Below are 16,241 nucleotides of genomic sequence, written 5' to 3'. Positions count from 1 at the left end.
GCACCCATGCGCTGATTCAGGACACGGTCGCGTTCCACAAGCTTGGGCTTGCCGTTGTCGATGAACAGCACCGATTTGGCGTACTTCAGCGCGCCGCCCTCAAGAGCAAGGGAACATCGCCGGACATTTTGGTCATGACGGCGACGCCGATTCCACGGACCTTGACCTTGACGGTCTACGGCGATCTGGATGTCAGTATCATCGATCAATTGCCGCCGGGACGCAAGCCGATCAAAACGCACTGGAAGCGCGGCGCGGAGCGGCCGCAAGTCTACGAAAGCCTGCGCGCCCTGCTCGCCGAAGGACGTCAGGCTTACGTCATTTGCAGCCTGATCGAAGAGAACGAGAAGCTTCAGGCGCGGGCCGCGACGGAGCTGGCGAGCCACTTGCAACTGCAGGTCTTTCAAGAGTATAAAGTCGGGCTTCTCCACGGGCAGATGAAGCCTTCGGAAAAAGAAGAAACGATGACGCGGTTCCGGGACCGCGAGCTGAACATCCTGGTATCGACGACCGTGATCGAAGTCGGCGTCGATGTCCCGAACGCTTCGGTCATTATCATCGAGGACGCCGAGCGGTTTGGGATGGCGCAGCTTCACCAATTGCGCGGACGGGTGGGGCGCGGCTCCACGCAGTCGTACTGTCTGATGATCGGCGATCCCAAGAGCGAGGACGGCGCCGCCCGCCTCGCGACAATGGCGCATACGACGGACGGTTTCTTGATCGCCGAGGAAGACTTGAAACTGCGCGGTCCGGGTGATTTTTACGGCACGCGTCAGTCCGGCGTCGAAACCCTGCCGTTCCTGGACGTGCTGCGCGACGTGTCGATTTTGAACGAGGCGCGCCATGAAGCGTTTGCGCTGCTGGACGAAGATCCACTGATGGAGCGCCCGGAGTACAAGGAATTGAAAGCGCGCGTCCGGCGACAATATCAGCGTGTGATGAAGATGGCGTCGAGCTAAAAACGCGCAAAATCGAAAAAGATTTGCAAAATCGTCGCATTTCGAGTATTGTAACCTGAGCAATGGCGGAGAGGCCTTGATGATCGCTGTTTATCCCGGATCGTTTGACCCCGTGACAAGCGGGCATCTTGATATTATCAGGCGCGCGGCGGCCATGTACGATGAAGTGGTCGTATTGGCGGCCGTCAATTCCAGCAAGTCGCCGATGTTTGGGATCGCCGAGCGTGTGGAGATGCTGGAGACAGCCTGCTCCGATCTGAACAATGTGAGCGTGGAGCGGCTTGAGAAGGCCCTGCTGGTCGATTTTGCCGTGGCGCGCGGAGCGCAGGTGATCGTCAAGGGACTGCGCGCCGTATCGGATTTTGAGTACGAGTTTCAGATGGCGATGCTGAACCGCCGCTTGCAGCCGGCGGTGGAGACGGTCTTTTTGATGGCGGCGGGCGAGCATTCGTTTTTATCCTCCAGTATCGTCAAAGAGATCGGGCGCTTGGGCGGGCAAATCGAAGGATTGGTCCCCGACGCCGTTCTGCCGTTTCTGAAGCAAAGTTTTGCGAACGTTTGATTCGCTTTGATGTGCGATGATCAGATAGCCGCGAATTCATTCGCCGGGCATATGTATGTTCTTGTTCGAACGACCCCGTAATCATCACCAGCGTTGCCTGCGCTTCGGTGGGAGGAATATAGACTGTGGATGTAATCAAGCTGCTGAATGAGCTGGAAAGCCTTGTCGAAGACCGTCAGGTCATCATGGGCATCACCTGGGACTTTCATCGCGAGGACTTCCTCGACATTACCAATAAGATACGCGCTTCGCTGCCGGACGAGGTCAAGCGGGCGTCCCGTCTGACCGCCGAAAGCGAAAAGGTGATTGTCGGCGCCCGCATGACTGCGGAGCAGACGCTGGAAGACGCTCAGGAAGAAAGCGCCCAGATCACCAAGGAAGCGCGGGCCAGCGCCGAGCGCCACTTGCGCGATGCTGAGACGCAGGCGCAGAAGATGACGACAACCGCCGAGTCCAGCGCCAAGTCCGTGGTGAGCGAAGCGCACGCCCGGGCGGAAGCAATGCTGCGCGAGGCGCATCAGGAGAGCGAGAAGCTGATCAGCCAGAGCGAACTCGTGCGATTAGCCACGGTGCAGGCGCGTGAGATCATCGCCGCCGCCGAGTACGAAGCGCGCGATCTGCGCAAGGGCGCCGATGAGTACGCGCATACGGTGATGTCGGATCTGGAGCGCACGGTGGGCGAGCTTTCGTCCACGATCGAGCGCGGTCGTAAGAAGCTGGACCAGCGTCTGCGCGCCAATGAGAACGCCGCGTCGTTTGCCGACAGCCGCAACGGCGCCGATTTCGTGGGCAGCCGGCACTAGAACGCTCGCTGTTTTTTAAGAATACGCCTGCTATTTTTTGCAATCTTTTGTGCTTTTGAGTGATTTTGGTCGCTTTTGCCGAGAGTTTCAGGTACAATGGATCGCTGTAATGATGGCCTGTGGTACGAAAACAGGTCTCAGGAAATACGTTATGCTGCGCTTCGATCTTGCTGAAATTATTCGAACTCCTGGGATGCACCACACGTATAAGGTGAACGAGCCTCCGTACGCGGATGAAGACGTGGAATACGTCTCGCCCATTGTCGGAGACATCACGGTCACCAATACGGGTTCGATGCTGCTTGTTCGCGGCCCGATCAAGACCACCATCGCCATGGATTGCAACCGCTGCCTGGAGACGGTCCGAGTGCCGATCGAAGCAGATATCGAAGAGCAGTTTGACCTGCAGGAGATGGACGATTCCCAGCACCACGATAAGGTCACGAAAGTGGTGGAGGAAGAGAACATCGGCGCGTTCGAAGACAAGATTCTTCTGATGGATGTTTTGATCCGTCAGGCGACGATCTTGGCGGAGCCGCTCATGCCGCTCTGCCGCGAGGATTGCCCGGGCATTCCCGTGAAGACTGCGGGCGCCGACACAGCCGAGCCGCTTAAAAAATCGCCCTTCAGCGACCTTTCGAAGCTGCTCGAAGAGTAAGTTTTTCGATAATTAAGATTTTTCGAGTTTTTGGAGCGATCAACGCTCCGCACGAGGAGGTGAACTTTCATGCCGATACCCAAGCGACGACATTCTAACCAACGGACCCGCAAGCGCCGTACGCACTACAAGCTGGAGCTGCCGGCTCTGGTCCGCTGCAACGTCTGCGCTCCGCTCGCCCCGGGAGTCTATCAGATGCGTTTGGACCACCATGCGTGTCCCGTCTGTGGAACCTACAACGGACGCCAAGCCATCAAGATCAAAGAAACAGCGACGGAAGAGTAATCGATCTCCCGGCGTCTTTGCCACGCAGCCGGCGGCGATGATCGCCGCCGGAACCATGCAAATGCCGGGAACATCTTTGCGGCCCGCGCCGTTCGTCACTCTGTTTTCCAATTTTTTCTAACATCGTGGGACATTTATGAAGATCGCGGTTGACGCGATGGGGGGCGACTACGCTCCTGTTGAAGTTGTCAAAGGCGCGTTGTCAGTGGCCCGTGAAGACGGCGCCCTTACCATCATCCTTGTCGGCGACGAGGCGGCCATTCGGCTGCAGCTCGCGTCGGAAGGCGATATCCCCAGCAATATCACAATCGAGCATACGACGGAAGTGATCGAGATGAGCGACCATCCGGCCTCCGCCGTTCGCAAGAAGCGCAACTCCTCCCTGGTCGTCTGTGGACAGATGGTCAAGTCGGGACGCGCTGACGCCACCATTAGCGCGGGTAATACCGGCGCCGCGATGGCTGTGGCGGCTCTCGACCTGGGGCGCATTCCCGGCATTGAACGGCCCGCGATCGCTGCCTCTCTGCCGACGGCGCATGGGGCGACCCTGCTCGTCGACGCCGGCGCGAATGTGGATTGTTCGCCGCAAAATCTCCTTCAGTTCGCTCTGCTCGGCTCCGTCTATGCGGAAAAGGTCATGGGGGTCGCAAGTCCTCGTGTCGGCCTTCTCAACATCGGCGGCGAAGCGGGCAAGGGCAACGAGCTGACCAAGACGACGTACGCCTTGCTCGCGGATCGCCCCTTGAACTTCATCGGCAATGTTGAAGGCAAGGACGTATTCGAGCACGCCGCCGATGTCGTGGTTTGCGATGGATTTGCCGGCAACGTGCTGCTCAAAACCGGCGAAGCCGTGGCGGAGTATATCGTCACGCTGCTTTCTCAGGAAGCGAAGGCGGGCGGGCAGGCGACCGTGGAGGCTATGGGGCCTCCTCTAAAACGCTTGCTCTCCAAGATCGATTACGCTGAGACCGGCGGCGCGCCGCTGCTGGGCGTGAACGGCGTTTCCTTTATCTGCCACGGCCGCTCACGGGCGAAGGCGATCGCCAGCGCCATCCGCGCCGCAGCCAAGGCGGCCGGCACGGATTACGTTTCGACGGTCCGTGACGCCGTGCCGAAATTTAGCGAGGATCGTTGATGACGGAAAGTACTGCGCTCCGCACCGTGGGAATCCTCGGGACGGGGTCTTATGCGCCGCCTCAGGTCGTCACCAACGACGACCTTGCGCAGCGGATCGAGACATCCGATGAATGGATCGTCAGCCGCACGGGGATCCGGGCGCGCCGTATCGCGGACGCCGATGTCGCGACGAGCGATCTCGCTCTGGAAGCCGCGCGGCGTGCTCTCGACGATGCGGGACTGACGGCGGCCGACATCGATCTGATCGTCGTCGCCTCCTGCACGCCGGATTTCCCCGGATCGTTTCCCTCCACCGCGACCGTGCTGCAGCATCGTCTGGAAGCCTACCAGGCGGCCGCATTCGATGTGGGCGCCGTGTGCGCCGGCTTCAGCTACGCCCTGCACATCACCGCGCAGATGGTGCGCTCCGGCGCATACCGTCGCGTGCTGGTGGTGGGAGCTGAAACCCTCTCTCGAATTGTCAATTGGGACGATCGTAATACGGCGGTCCTTTTCGGCGACGGCGCCGGCGCTGTCGTCATAGGCCCCATCGAAGGCGACGGCGGTTATCTCGGCGGGATTTTGGGAGCAAACGGCGCCGGCGGCCCGCTTCTCAATGTTCCGGCGGGCGGATCGCGCACGCCGCTGACCGCCGACTGCGTTCGGGGCGGCGCGGATAAGATCTTTCAGAATGGCAAGGAAGTCTATAAGTTCGCCGTGCAGACGATGGGCGAGGCGGCGATCCAGGCATTGGAGAGCGTAGGGCTCACTCCCGACGCGATCGACTGTTTTATTCCTCATCAGGCTAACATTCGCATTATCACCAAGGCGGCCGAGCGCATGAACCTGCCCTTCGAAAAGGTCTTCACCAACCTCGACAAATACGGCAATACTTCCGCCGCGTCTATCCCACTCGCGCTCGACGAAGCCGTGAAGCAGGGCCGAATCAAGACAGGCGATCTGGTGGTCCTTGTCGGGTTCGGCGCCGGACTGACCTGGGGCGCCAATGTGGTGCGCTGGAGCAAACAATCTTGAAAATCGCTTATTTGTTTCCCGGACAGGGATCGCAGGCGGTAGGAATGGGCGGCGATCTGTACGCGCATTCTGAGGCCGCGCGCAATGTCTTTGATGAGGCCGACGAGCTTCTGGGGACGAAGATCAGCTCGATCTGCCGCTTCGGCCCCGAGGAGACTCTGAAGGAGACGCTGTACACGCAGCCCGCCATCTTCGTCTGCTCCGTCGCCACCCTGCACGTGCTGGAAAGTTTGGGCGCGCCGAAGCCGCAGGCGGTCGCCGGGCATTCGATCGGTGAGTACGCCGCGTGCGTCGCCGCCGGAGCGTTCGATTTCGCCACGGGGCTGCATCTGGTGAACCGCCGGGCGCAGGAGATGCACCGCACCTCCGTCGCCAGCGAAGGCGCCATGGCCGCTGTTCTGGGGCTGGAGCCTGACGTCGTTGTCGAGGCGTGCCAAGCCGCTGAGGCGGAGGGCGCGGGAATTGTGGACGCCGCCAACTTCAATGGCGGTGGACAGGTCGTGATTTCCGGTACGCCGGGAGGAGTGGCGCGGGCTTCCGAGATCGCCAAGGAGCGCGGCGCCAAGAAGATCGTGGAGCTCAAAGTCTCCGGCGCTTTCCATTCGCGCCTGATGACCCCGGCGGTGCGATCAATGGCGGTGGAGCTGGAAAAAGCGGCGATCGCCGACATAACAATTCCCGTGGTCGCCAATCTGACGGCGGAGTACGAAACCACGGCCACCGATATCCGAACCAATCTCGCGGCTCAGATCGATCATTCGGTCCGCTGGGAGCAATCGATCCAGCGTTTGTCGGCCGACGGCTTTGATACATTTGTCGAAGTCGGCCATGGTACGGTGCTGTCGAAGATGATGAAGCGGCTCGCGCCGGACGCCGTCGTGATTTCGGCGGGAACGATGGAAGAAGCGCAGGCGTTCGCCGCGCGGGGAGAGAACGGCTAATGGCGGCATCGCTCACAATGAATTTGGAAGGCAAGAACGCCATCGTCACGGGCATGAGCAAAGGCGGCGGCGGCATCGGCCGCGCCATCGCGCTGGCCCTGGCGGAGCTGGGCGCCAATGTGGCGGTAACCGGCGGCTCTTCGCCGGCGGCGGCCGAGGCGGTGGCGGCTGAGATCGAAGCGCTGGGCCGCAAGGCGATCGCTCTGCAGTGCGATGTCTCGAACGCCTCGCAAGTAGAAAATTTGATCTCGCAGGTCTTGACAACCTGGGGCAGTTTGGATATAGTAGTGAACAACGCCGGGGTGACGAAGGACGGCCTGGTCATGCGGATGTCCGAAGAGGACTGGGACCTGGTGCTGGACATCAACCTCAAGGGCGCTTTTTTGATGACCAAAGCGGCGCTTCGTCCCATGATGAAGCAGCGTTCGGGTAAGATCATCAATATCTCGTCGGTGATCGGTCTGATCGCCAATCCCGGGCAGGCGAACTACTCGGCCTCCAAGGCTGGCTTGATCGGTTTCACGCGGACGGTGGCCAAAGAAGTCGCCACCCGCAACATCCAGGTCAACGCTGTGGCCCCGGGCTTCATTGAGACCGCGATGACCGACGCGCTCAATGACGAGCAAAAGGCGAAGATCGTCAAAGAAATCCCGGCCGGCCGGCTGGGTTCCCCGGAGGACATCGCGGCTGCGGTGTCGTTCCTATCCTCCAGCCTTTCAAGCTACATCACGGGGCAAGTGCTGACCGTGGATGGCGGGCTGGTGATTTAAGACGGCAAACTCAATCACTCTGTGAGCCAAGCGCATCCGCGCGCGGCGCAGCATGAACAATGTTATTAAGGAGACGACGGCATGTCAACGTTCGAACGTGTGAAGAAGGTAGTTGTGGAGCAGCTGGATGTGGCTGAGGACGAAGTGACCCCGCAGGCGTCGTTTATCGACGATCTGGGCGCGGACTCCCTCGACGTAGTCGAGCTGGTCATGGGGCTGGAAGAAGAGTTCGACGTGAACATTCCGGATGAAGACGCCGAGAAGATCACCACGGTCCAGGAAGCCGTCGATTACATCGACGAAAAGTCCAAGTAATCGCCCGCAGTCCGGTCCGCCTGTTACACCGGGCGGACCTTTGTTTTTATCACGTCAAGTAAGAGCGCCGATTGGGCGCAGGGTGGGGTATGGGTAACGAAAGACGCGTCGTCATTACCGGTCTGGGAGCGATCACTCCTCTGGGGATCGGCGTCGATGAATATTGGACCGGTTTGCTTGAGGGCCGCAGCGGCGTGGCGTTGGTGGACGGCTTCGACTGCTCCGACATTGGTACGCGTATCGCCGCGCAGGTCAAGGGGTTCGTAGCCGAAGACTATATCGACCGCAAGGAAGCGAAGCGGATGGATCGGTTCGCCCAGTTTGCCATGGCGGCGTCGCATATGGCGTTCAAGGATTCAGGTCTCACGATTGATGAATCCAATCGTGAGCGCTACGGCACGTTTATCGGCAGCGGCATCGGCGGGATCGCGACACTGGAAGATCAGCATCGCCGCATGATGGAAGGCGGCATGGGACGGGTCAGCCCGTTCTTCATCCCCATGATGATCGCTAACATGGCCACCGGCCAGGTCGCGCGCTCGCTGGGCCTGCAAGGGCCGAGCGAAACCGCCGTGACCGCCTGCGCCACCTCCACCAACTCCATTGGCGACGCCTATGAAGTGATCCTGCGCGGCGACGCCGACGGCGCCATTGCGGGCGGCAGCGAAGCGGCGGTCACCCCGATCTCTATGGCCGGCTTCTCCAACATGCGCGCGATGTCCCGCCGCAACGACGATCCCACGCATGCCTCTCGCCCGTTTGATGTGGGCCGCGACGGCTTTGTTTTGGGTGAAGGCTGCGGCATCATTGTCATGGAAGAACTGGAAACGGCCTTGGCGCGCGGCGCACGCATTTACGGCGAGCTTCTTGGCTATGGTATGAGCAACGACGCTTATGACATGGTGAACCCCGCTCCAGAAGGCGCCGGCGGCGCGCGTGCGATGGCGGCGGCGCTGAAGCGATCCAAAGTATTGCCTCAGGAAGTCGGCTACATCAACGCGCATGGCACCAGCACCCCGGTGGGTGACGTGCTGGAAGTCAAGGGCATTAAAACGATCTTCGGCGACCACGCCTACAAGCTCGCGGTCTCGTCCACCAAGTCGATGACGGGGCACTTGCTCGGCGCGGCCGGGGCCATTGAGGCGATCGCCACGGTGTTGGCCCTCCATAATGGCATTCTGCCGCCGACAATGAACTTGGAGAATCCGGACGAAGGCTGTGATCTGGACTTCGTCGCAAACAAAGCGCGCGGGCAGCAGGTGGAAGTCGCGATGTCGAACTCGTTCGGCTTCGGCGGCCACAACGCCACCATCGTTATGCGCCGCTGGCAGGGATAGCCTATGTCTCCCAAGGGCCTCAATGTTCTTCGCCAAGCGGCGGAGAACATCGACACGGGATTGGATGCGCCCGAGACTTCCCGAGCGCTCGTTGTTTTCAACACGACGCACGAAATTGGGAATGGAACAGCGGTCTATCACGCCCAGATGCCGTGGCGGCGCGGAGTTCCGCTGCCACCGATCATGGTAACGCAATGGGACGGCGCGATTGTGCCGAGCTGGGTCAGCCCCGTTCAGAGGACCAAGGACGAGCGCGACCGGCCCGATCGCGAGCAGATCGCGTTCGATATTTTTTTTAGCGTTAAGGATGTTTACGCCCAGGGATGGAAGACTTATCTGGCGTGGTTTACAGACCAGACTTCTTCCGAAGAGTTCGATGAAGCTCCGCGAACGCCTCGTACTGGTTTCGTCGTCATCGAAACGACCCGACATGGCGGCCATTTGCCGACGAGCGGAACTTTTTGACTTCTCTCGGCCCGTATGATATACTGATTTGATGTTCCAGCAAACGCTTGTTCAACTCCAGATTTTGCTCACGATGGCGCCGGGATTAGCCATCTGGCTCCTGATCACGCCCTCCGCGCAGCCCTTCCTGGTGCAGGCGCTCACGGGGAACGTGGGGCAAGTCGTGTGTCTTTCGCAGCCGATGCAGATGCATCGGGACGGACGCCATTATACGATCGCGCGCAGCAGCAAACGAAGCCGTATCGCTTCGCCATTGTCGCGCTCGCTTCCCGTGTGTATGCAGACTCTGGCCGCTCTGGCTGGATCCGTTTGCTCCGTCACGCGCTCCATTTCCTTCCCCCACGCGGCCCGCGCTCCGTAGCGCAGAGGCTGATTTTCTCACCATTTTCACCGATTACCCATCATATTCGATCTTGTCTTTACGATTATGACTCCGCCCGCCAGGGATGCGCGGGCGTGCGTCCGCCTGTCCGAAAGGGATTTGACCATGCAGTTTCTACGCAAGTTTTTCGATACCAATGAACGCGACGTCGATAAGTACCGAAAGGTCGTCGATAAGATCAACGCCATGGAGCCGCAGATCCAGAAGCTCTCTGATGAGGAGCTTCGCGCCAAGACCGCGGAGTTCCAGGAGAAGATCCAGAAGGTCTTCGATGCCGAATGTAAGAAGCGCGATAAGACCTGGGAAGAGCTGGATCGTGTCGAGAAGCGCGCCATTGGCGACCTGGCGCTCGACCCGCTGCTGCCCGAGGCCTTCGCCGTCTGCCGCGAAGCCGCCCACCGCAGCCTGAAGATGCGTCCGTTCGATGTGCAGCTGATCGGCGCCATGGTTCTTCATGACGGCCGCATCGCCGAGATGAAAACCGGTGAAGGCAAGACCCTGACGGCCACTCTCGCGATCTACCTGAACGCTCTGACCAAGCACGGCGTGCACTTGATCACCACGAACGACTATCTGAGCAAAGTCGGCGCCGTGGCGATGGGACCGCTCTACCATTCTCTGGGGCTGACGGTCGGCATCATCCAGGGCCAGAGCCCGGAGACGGGCGATGTCGGCGGCACGTATATTTACGATCCTGAGTATCGGCATAACGATCCACGCTACGATTACGCGCGTCCAGCTGCGTCCCGTCGCGAAGCGTATCTCTGCGACATTACTTACGGCACCAACAACGAGTATGGCTTCGACTACCTGCGCGATAACCTCGCCGGTCCCGCCCAGGAGCTGAACCAGCCGGAGCTGATGTTCGCGATCGTCGACGAAGTCGATTCAATCTTGATCGACGAAGCGCGCACCCCGCTCATCATCTCGGGACAGGCCGAGGCGTCCTCGGACCTTTATGTGAAGATGGACCGCATCATTCGCATGCTGAAGCCCGAGCGTGACTACACCGTGGAAGAGAAGCATAAGTCCGCAGTCTTCACGGACGATGGTTTGCGCCGGGTGGAGCTTGCGCTGGCCGTCAAGAACCTTTCCGACTCGGAAAACCATAACTTGATGATGCACGCCAGCGCGTCGCTCAAGGCCCATGCTGTTTACAAGCGAGACATCGACTACCTCGTGAAGGATAACGAGAAGGGCAAGCGCGAGGTCGTCATCATCGACGAGTTCACCGGGCGGCTGATGTTCGGCCGCCGCTGGAGCGATGGTCTGCACCAGTCTGTCGAGGCCAAGGAAGGCGTCAAGATCGAAAACGAGAACCGAACGCTCGCCACGATCACCTTCCAGAACCTTTTCCGCCTTTATCCTAAGCTGGGCGGTATGACCGGTACGGCCAAGACGGAAGAGGACGAGTTCCGCAAGATCTACGCGCTGGATGTCGTTTCCGTTCCGACCAACAAGCCGATGGTCCGCAAGGACAACGCAGACATCATTTACAAATCGGAAGAGGCGAAGATCCGCGGCATCGCCCGGGAGATCCTCACGATTCATGCGCGCCACCAGCCCGTCCTCGTGGGAACCCGATCGGTCGAGATGTCCGAGCGCGTATCGGAGCGCCTGCGCTACGACCGCCTGAGCATGCTCGCCCTTGTGGACATTCTGCGCGACAAGCTGGAAAACAACAAGATCGACAAGGAGAAGTACGCTGAGTACAGCGCGCTCCTCAACCAGAAGCTGACGACGCTGACACCCGGCAAGCTCTCCGAGCCGATCAAGCACTTCGGCATTCCGGCCAGCGCGACCGATCCGGCGAACCTTACGGCGCTCGCAAAGCTCATTGGCGTTGCGGATGAGTTCAAGCCCGTGCTGGAGTCCTCGCTGACGCAGGGCATTCCGCACAATATCCTGAACGCGAAGTCGCACGAAAAGGAAGCGAAGATGATCTCCGAGGCGGGACGCAAGGGCGCCGTCACCATCGCCACCAACATGGCCGGACGCGGCGTCGACATCCTGCTCGGCGGCTCGATCGTTCTGGATGACGAAGAGGACGGCGACGACTACGAGTACCGCCGCGGCGGTCCGTCGGTGGTCGGCCTGACCCCGGTGGGCGAGCGCGGAAGCGTCGAGCATCAAGCCGAAGCCGATGAAGTGCGCCGCCTGGGCGGCCTCTACATCGTCGGCAGCGAGCGCCATGAGTCGCGCCGCATCGACAACCAGCTCCGAGGCCGCGCCGGCCGCCAGGGCGATCCCGGCGCCTCGCGCTTCTTCGTCTCCCTGGAAGATGAACTGTGGCGTTTGTTCGGCGACAAAGCCAACTCGCCGATGCTCTCCGGCTGGGCGGAGGATCAGGCGATCGATGCGCGTCTGCTGTCAGCGATGATCGAGCGTGCACAGAAGAAGGTCGAACAGCACTATTTCGATCAGCGCAAGCACACGCTGGACTACGACGACGTCATGAATGTCCAGCGCGAAAAGATCTACGGCGAGCGCCGCCGGATCATGCAGGGCGCCAGCCTGCGCGACACGATCCTGGGCTTCCTGCTCGAGAACGTCAGTCAGAATGTGGACCTCTACGCCGCCGCGTCGACTCCGAAGGAAGAGTGGGATCTGGACGGCCTGTTCACGCATCTCAACACGATCTTCCCGCTGGACGAGTACGCCGACCGCGAGGACTTCAACGACAAGGGATACGACCAGCTTCAGGACTTCCTGGCCGCCGCCGCCGAGCAGGCGTATGTGGACAAGGAAGAGGCCCTCAAGACCGCCATGGGCGAAGAAGAGGGAGAGGCCCAACTGCGCGATCTCGAGCGCGGCCTGATGCTGCAAGCTCTGGATCGACACTGGATGGATCACCTCAGCGGCATGGACTACCTGCGCGAAGGCATCGGCTGGCGCGGATACGCCGGCATCGATCCGCTGGTCCTTTACAAAAAGGAAGCCTACGACATGTTCCAGCAAATGCTGGGGTCCATGCAGGAGGAAGTCGTCACCGTACTCTTCCGAATGCTGGAGAATGTCGGTGGGGAAGATGAAGATGGGGCGCTGGAAGAAGGCGAAGACGATGAGGCAATGGTGATCGAGTCGCTGCCGGTGGCTTAGTGACCTATCCCCGCGCTTCGCGCGACCCTTCCCGACAAGCTGCTTCGGCCGCCCTGTATGACCCACCCCCGGCCTTCGGCCGCCCCCTCCCTTGAAGCAGGGAAGGGTAATTAGGATATTGTTATCGCAGGCGGCTTTGGTTAGAGAATCTCTTTCCACCCCTTCCCTGCTTCAAGGGAGGGGGCGGCCGAAGGCCGGGGGTGGGTCATACAGGGCGGCCCTTCGGGGCGCGGTGGGGCATGTAGAAACAGCCCCGGCATCAGAGTTTTCTGATGCCGGGGCTGTTCTTTGTTGGTGCGCAAAGCGCGGGGATAGGTCGCTTACGCTGGCCGGCGCACCATCTGTTTCATTTCGGTGACGTTGCCTGCGTAGGAGATGGCCTCTTCCTCGGAGATCAGCCCGGCGCGGAAGTACTTCAGCAGACACTGGTTCATGGTCTGCATTCCCCAGAAGTTGCCTTCGGCGATGGCGCCGTAGAGCTGCGAGGCGCGGCCTTCTTCGATGAGCTTGATGATGGTCGGGGTGGCGATCATCGTCTCGACGGCGCCCACTCGGCCGGTGCCGTCGGCGCGGGGGACGAGCTTCTGGGAGATAACGCCCTTCAGCGAGCCCGAGAGGCGCAGACAGAGCATGTCGCGGTCCTGCGGCGGGTACATGTTGATGATACGGTCCAGGGTTTCCGCCGCCGATGCGGTGTGCAGGGTGGAGAAGACGAGGTGGCCGGTTTCCGCAGCGGCGAGCGCGACGTTCATCGTTTCGATATCGCGCATTTCTCCAATCAGCAGGATATCCGGGTTCTGACGCAGGCTATACTTCAGGGCGTCGTGGAACGAGTCTGTGTCCAAGCCGATTTCGCGCTGCGAGACGATCGACATTTTGTCTGGGTGGACGAACTCGATCGGGTCCTCGACGGTAATGATGTTCGTACGCCGGGTGGAGTTGATCAAGTCGATCATGGCCGCCTGGGTGGTAGACTTGCCCGATCCGGTCGGGCCGGTGACCAGGATAAGACCCTGACGGTTTTTCGTCGTGTCGCCGATGACCGAGGGCATCCCGAGCTGCTCCAGCGAAAAGATTTTGAGCGGGATCAATCGGCAGACGAGGCCCATGGTGCCGCGCTGCTGGTAGACGTTGCAGCGAATACGGCAAACACCCTCGACTTCGAACGCCAGGTCAAGCTCGTGCCGGTGTTCGAAGCGGCCGATCTGCTCGTGCGACATGACGCTGTAGGCCAGAGCGCGTGTCTCCTCGCCGGTCAGCGGCGGCTCGTCCAGAGGCTGAATGCGTCCGCTGATTCGCATGGCGGGTGGGCTGTTCGCCTTGATAAATAGGTCCGACGCCTTCTTCTGCGCGGACAATCTCAGCAGGTCGTAAAGATCGTGCATCCTCAGGTCCTTATGTATACAATTTCTGTCGTGCCGGGGCTGGGTTAGGAGGCGTTTCGCGCCATGGCTACGTAGACCAATCCACCGGCGATGGCCGCGACGACTCCAATCAGCGCGACCTGCCAAACGTGGATCGGCGCTCGGTCGCTATTGTTTTGAGCCGCTGTGCGGATCGAAGCTTCACTTGGCTGATAAAGGGGCAGATTGAGCTTGCGGTATTTGGGATCGCGAATCTGCACCCGATAGCTGTAAGTCGAGCCATGCTGATCCAGCGTGATGCTGACATCTTTCCCTTCATATCCGCGCAGTCCATGGAATTGGAACTTCGGCGTGACAAAATAGGTGATGGCGACTTGCGGGTAGACCCGCAGCGCATCGATGATCGGCTCGATCTGGAAATATTGCGCTGTCGCAGGCACGGTGGCGGGCGCGCTGAACACGGCGCTCGTCATCTTTTGTTTAGCGCCCCTGACCGGGGCGACATCCTCGGTAACGGTCACGCCTTTGATCGCCCAGCCGGTACTGGCCTGGAGAGCGGCGATATCCCGGCTGACCTGCGCCTTACTCGCGATTCCTGGGTAGGTGAGCGCCATTTGGCTGTCGCCTTTGTCCGACGCATAGACCAGCAGCAGCAGGTCGGGCTGCGTATCGGACTTAGCGAGGACGGGAACGGCGATCGCGAGAAGAAAGGCCGATGCAGCGATTGCGCGGAAGGCTTTCATAACAGTGGCTCCTTCGCGATGAGCCCGAACCAGCAATTCGGCAGCGCCATCGTGGGCACATTATACACCCTGGCGCCGAAACAACGCAAGCGCCGGCGCCGTTTCCCTTTGAGGCGTGGCCTTTATCTCAGGGATCGCTCGCGGACCATCGTCGGCAGCATCGCGGGGATGAGCACGGTCGATTCCGGGTCCGACATCACAATACAGCGCTCAATCACATTCTCCAGTTCCCGCACGTTGCCGGGCCAGGAATAGGAAGTCAGCGCCAGCATCGCCTCTGGAGAAACCGAGATCATATTGCGGCCGTTTTCCCGATTGAACCGATCCAGGAAGTCGTCCACGAGGAGAGTAATGTCCTCCGCGCGATCTCGGAGCGGCGGAACCAGGATTTGGATCACATCGAGCCGATAATACAAATCTTCGCGGAATTTCCCCTGCTTGATGAGCATCTCCAAATCTGCATTCGTTGCGGCGATCAGGCGGACATCGACCTTGATCGTCTTTGTGCCGCCGACGCGCTCAAATTCGCGCTGCTGCAATACGCGAAGCAGCTTGATCTGAACAGAAGGGGAGATGTCGCCAATCTCATCTAGAAACAGCGTTCCGCCATGCGCCATCTCAAAACGACCTTTTTTCTCGGCAAGCGCGCCGGTGAAGGCGTTCTTATCATGACCGAATAGTTCGCTTTCCAGCAGATTCTCAGAAAGCGCCGCGCAGGAGATCGCGACGAAGGGGCCAGTGGCGCGGTCCGACTGCTGATGCAGGGCGCGCGCGACCAGTTCTTTTCCCGTACCGCTTTCTCCGCGAACCAGAACGGTGGCCCGGGAGGCGGCCACGCGGCTTATCATCTGATAGATATGCTTCATCGCCGGACTAGCTGGCTCGGTGAAGGCGTTCGCCACGCGCTTTTTTGAGCTGGCGGCGCTGGGACTGGAGATCGTTTCCTTTTGCTCAGCGGCGCGCTCGACGCAGCGCTTGACGATCGCGCGCACTTCGCTGACATCGAAGGGCTTGGTGATATAATCTGCGGCTCCGTAGCGCATGGCGTCCACGCACGTCTTGATCGTTGCGTAGGCGGTGATCATAATGGCGACGGATCCGGGATGCTTGACCTTGATCTTTTGCAGCAGCTCCACGCCGTTCATGTCCGGCATGATCAGATCCGTCACCAAGACATCAATGTTGTTGGCGGCGGCGATTTCCAGAGCCTTGACTCCGTTTTCGGCGGTGAATACCTGATAACCGTCTTTTTTGAAGATCGCTTCCAGCACACGGCGAATATTCTGCTCGTCGTCGGCAATGAGCAGATTGCGCTGAGGCGCGGATGTTCCGTCTTTACTTGCTGTCTCCATACGATGGCGCCGCGGTGGGCCCACTCCTTCCGAGTACAATCACGACGCTTTTAAG

Annotated in this window: 17 protein-coding genes; 14 read left to right on the top strand and 3 right to left on the bottom strand. The window is 60.1% G+C overall.

Annotated features, from left to right (window positions below; translation table 11 throughout):
- The 14 genes from ABIZ35_RS18385 to secA all read left to right on the top strand — a co-directional run.
- Positions 1 to 959: helicase-related protein (locus tag ABIZ35_RS18385; RefSeq protein ID WP_348221374.1), on the top strand; the 959-nt coding region annotated here is incomplete at its 5' end.
- 76 nt (positions 960 to 1,035) lie between these two features.
- Positions 1,036 to 1,521: a pantetheine-phosphate adenylyltransferase gene (gene coaD, locus ABIZ35_RS18380; protein ID WP_348221373.1), complete on the top strand. Its 486-nt coding sequence runs from the start codon at positions 1,036 to 1,038 to the stop codon at positions 1,519 to 1,521.
- A 125-nt stretch (positions 1,522 to 1,646) separates the two neighbouring features.
- Positions 1,647 to 2,324 (top strand): hypothetical protein, encoded by a 678-nt coding sequence (locus tag ABIZ35_RS18375; RefSeq protein WP_348221372.1) that lies wholly within the window; start codon positions 1,647 to 1,649, stop codon positions 2,322 to 2,324.
- A gap of 151 nt (positions 2,325 to 2,475) precedes the next feature.
- Positions 2,476 to 2,982 (top strand): DUF177 domain-containing protein, encoded by a 507-nt coding sequence (locus ABIZ35_RS18370; RefSeq protein ID WP_348221371.1) that lies wholly within the window; start codon positions 2,476 to 2,478, stop codon positions 2,980 to 2,982.
- Positions 2,983 to 3,051: 69 nt separating this feature from the next.
- A complete protein-coding gene (rpmF, locus tag ABIZ35_RS18365) occupies positions 3,052 to 3,267 on the top strand; it encodes a 50S ribosomal protein L32 (RefSeq protein ID WP_348221370.1) in 216 nt (71 codons plus the stop codon).
- A 136-nt stretch (positions 3,268 to 3,403) separates the two neighbouring features.
- Complete coding sequence (plsX, locus tag ABIZ35_RS18360; RefSeq protein WP_348221369.1) at positions 3,404 to 4,402, top strand: phosphate acyltransferase PlsX; 999 nt, start codon at positions 3,404 to 3,406, stop codon at positions 4,400 to 4,402.
- Positions 4,402 to 5,418 carry a beta-ketoacyl-ACP synthase III gene (locus ABIZ35_RS18355; RefSeq protein WP_348221368.1) on the top strand — a complete coding sequence of 339 codons (1,017 nt, stop codon included), beginning with the start codon at positions 4,402 to 4,404 and terminating at the stop codon, positions 5,416 to 5,418. The genes plsX and ABIZ35_RS18355 overlap by 1 nt, the downstream gene beginning before the upstream one ends.
- Complete coding sequence (gene fabD, locus ABIZ35_RS18350; RefSeq protein ID WP_348221367.1) at positions 5,415 to 6,359, top strand: ACP S-malonyltransferase; 945 nt, start codon at positions 5,415 to 5,417, stop codon at positions 6,357 to 6,359. The genes ABIZ35_RS18355 and fabD overlap by 4 nt, the downstream gene beginning before the upstream one ends.
- 17 nt (positions 6,360 to 6,376) lie before the next feature.
- Positions 6,377 to 7,129 (top strand): 3-oxoacyl-[acyl-carrier-protein] reductase, encoded by a 753-nt coding sequence (fabG, locus tag ABIZ35_RS18345; RefSeq protein ID WP_348221375.1) that lies wholly within the window; start codon positions 6,377 to 6,379, stop codon positions 7,127 to 7,129.
- 81 nt (positions 7,130 to 7,210) lie between these two features.
- Entirely contained in the window at positions 7,211 to 7,444 is a 234-nt protein-coding gene (gene acpP / locus ABIZ35_RS18340) for an acyl carrier protein (RefSeq protein WP_119322067.1), read from the top strand.
- Positions 7,445 to 7,533: 89 nt separating this feature from the next.
- Positions 7,534 to 8,781 carry a beta-ketoacyl-ACP synthase II gene (fabF, locus tag ABIZ35_RS18335; protein ID WP_348221366.1) on the top strand — a complete coding sequence of 416 codons (1,248 nt, stop codon included), beginning with the start codon at positions 7,534 to 7,536 and terminating at the stop codon, positions 8,779 to 8,781.
- Between the two features lie 3 nt (positions 8,782 to 8,784).
- Positions 8,785 to 9,246, top strand: coding sequence for a hypothetical protein (locus ABIZ35_RS18330; RefSeq protein ID WP_348221365.1), 462 nt, complete (start codon positions 8,785 to 8,787; stop codon positions 9,244 to 9,246).
- 31 nt (positions 9,247 to 9,277) lie between these two features.
- On the top strand, positions 9,278 to 9,607 hold the full coding sequence (locus ABIZ35_RS18325) for a hypothetical protein (RefSeq protein ID WP_348221364.1): 330 nt from the start codon (positions 9,278 to 9,280) through the stop codon (positions 9,605 to 9,607).
- Positions 9,608 to 9,733: 126 nt separating this feature from the next.
- Positions 9,734 to 12,727 carry a preprotein translocase subunit SecA gene (gene secA / locus ABIZ35_RS18320; RefSeq protein WP_348221363.1) on the top strand — a complete coding sequence of 998 codons (2,994 nt, stop codon included), beginning with the start codon at positions 9,734 to 9,736 and terminating at the stop codon, positions 12,725 to 12,727.
- Between the two features lie 320 nt (positions 12,728 to 13,047).
- Here the strand turns inward: secA and ABIZ35_RS18315 are convergent, their stop codons facing one another.
- From ABIZ35_RS18315 to ABIZ35_RS18305, 3 genes are all read right to left on the bottom strand, one after another.
- The gene (locus ABIZ35_RS18315; protein ID WP_348221362.1) at positions 13,048 to 14,112 is read right to left on the bottom strand and encodes a type IV pilus twitching motility protein PilT; all 1,065 of its coding nucleotides are present in this window, start codon (positions 14,110 to 14,112) and stop codon (positions 13,048 to 13,050) included.
- 44 nt (positions 14,113 to 14,156) lie between these two features.
- On the bottom strand, positions 14,157 to 14,834 hold the full coding sequence (locus tag ABIZ35_RS18310) for a hypothetical protein (protein ID WP_348221361.1): 678 nt from the start codon (positions 14,832 to 14,834) through the stop codon (positions 14,157 to 14,159).
- Positions 14,835 to 14,956: 122 nt separating this feature from the next.
- Positions 14,957 to 16,186, bottom strand: coding sequence for a sigma-54 dependent transcriptional regulator (locus ABIZ35_RS18305; protein WP_348221360.1), 1,230 nt, complete (start codon positions 16,184 to 16,186; stop codon positions 14,957 to 14,959).
- Positions 16,187 to 16,241: the final 55 nt, after the last annotated feature.

Source organism: Capsulimonas sp., assembly GCF_039929585.1.
Lineage (GTDB): Bacteria > Armatimonadota > Armatimonadia > Armatimonadales > Capsulimonadaceae > Capsulimonas.
Note: the sequence above shows the minus strand (reverse complement) of the source record. Positions and strands in the feature narration are given on the sequence as shown.

What these genes read in the sequence shown, in the direction of transcription:
- ABIZ35_RS18370 (WP_348221371.1), top strand. Translation starts at nt 2,476, where the DNA reads ATGCTGCGCTTCGATCTTGCTGAAATTATTCGAACTCCTGGGATGCAC.
- fabG (WP_348221375.1), top strand. Translation starts at nt 6,377, where the DNA reads ATGAATTTGGAAGGCAAGAACGCCATCGTCACGGGCATGAGCAAAGGC.
- ABIZ35_RS18305 (WP_348221360.1), bottom strand. Translation starts at nt 16,186, where the DNA reads ATGGAGACAGCAAGTAAAGACGGAACATCCGCGCCTCAGCGCAATCTG.
- ABIZ35_RS18330 (WP_348221365.1), top strand. Translation starts at nt 8,785, where the DNA reads ATGTCTCCCAAGGGCCTCAATGTTCTTCGCCAAGCGGCGGAGAACATC.
- ABIZ35_RS18310 (WP_348221361.1), bottom strand. Translation starts at nt 14,834, where the DNA reads ATGAAAGCCTTCCGCGCAATCGCTGCATCGGCCTTTCTTCTCGCGATC.
- ABIZ35_RS18315 (WP_348221362.1), bottom strand. Translation starts at nt 14,112, where the DNA reads ATGCACGATCTTTACGACCTGCTGAGATTGTCCGCGCAGAAGAAGGCG.
- ABIZ35_RS18355 (WP_348221368.1), top strand. Translation starts at nt 4,402, where the DNA reads ATGACGGAAAGTACTGCGCTCCGCACCGTGGGAATCCTCGGGACGGGG.
- rpmF (WP_348221370.1), top strand. Translation starts at nt 3,052, where the DNA reads ATGCCGATACCCAAGCGACGACATTCTAACCAACGGACCCGCAAGCGC.
- plsX (WP_348221369.1), top strand. Translation starts at nt 3,404, where the DNA reads ATGAAGATCGCGGTTGACGCGATGGGGGGCGACTACGCTCCTGTTGAA.
- acpP (WP_119322067.1), top strand. Translation starts at nt 7,211, where the DNA reads ATGTCAACGTTCGAACGTGTGAAGAAGGTAGTTGTGGAGCAGCTGGAT.
- ABIZ35_RS18325 (WP_348221364.1), top strand. Translation starts at nt 9,278, where the DNA reads ATGTTCCAGCAAACGCTTGTTCAACTCCAGATTTTGCTCACGATGGCG.
- secA (WP_348221363.1), top strand. Translation starts at nt 9,734, where the DNA reads ATGCAGTTTCTACGCAAGTTTTTCGATACCAATGAACGCGACGTCGAT.
- fabF (WP_348221366.1), top strand. Translation starts at nt 7,534, where the DNA reads ATGGGTAACGAAAGACGCGTCGTCATTACCGGTCTGGGAGCGATCACT.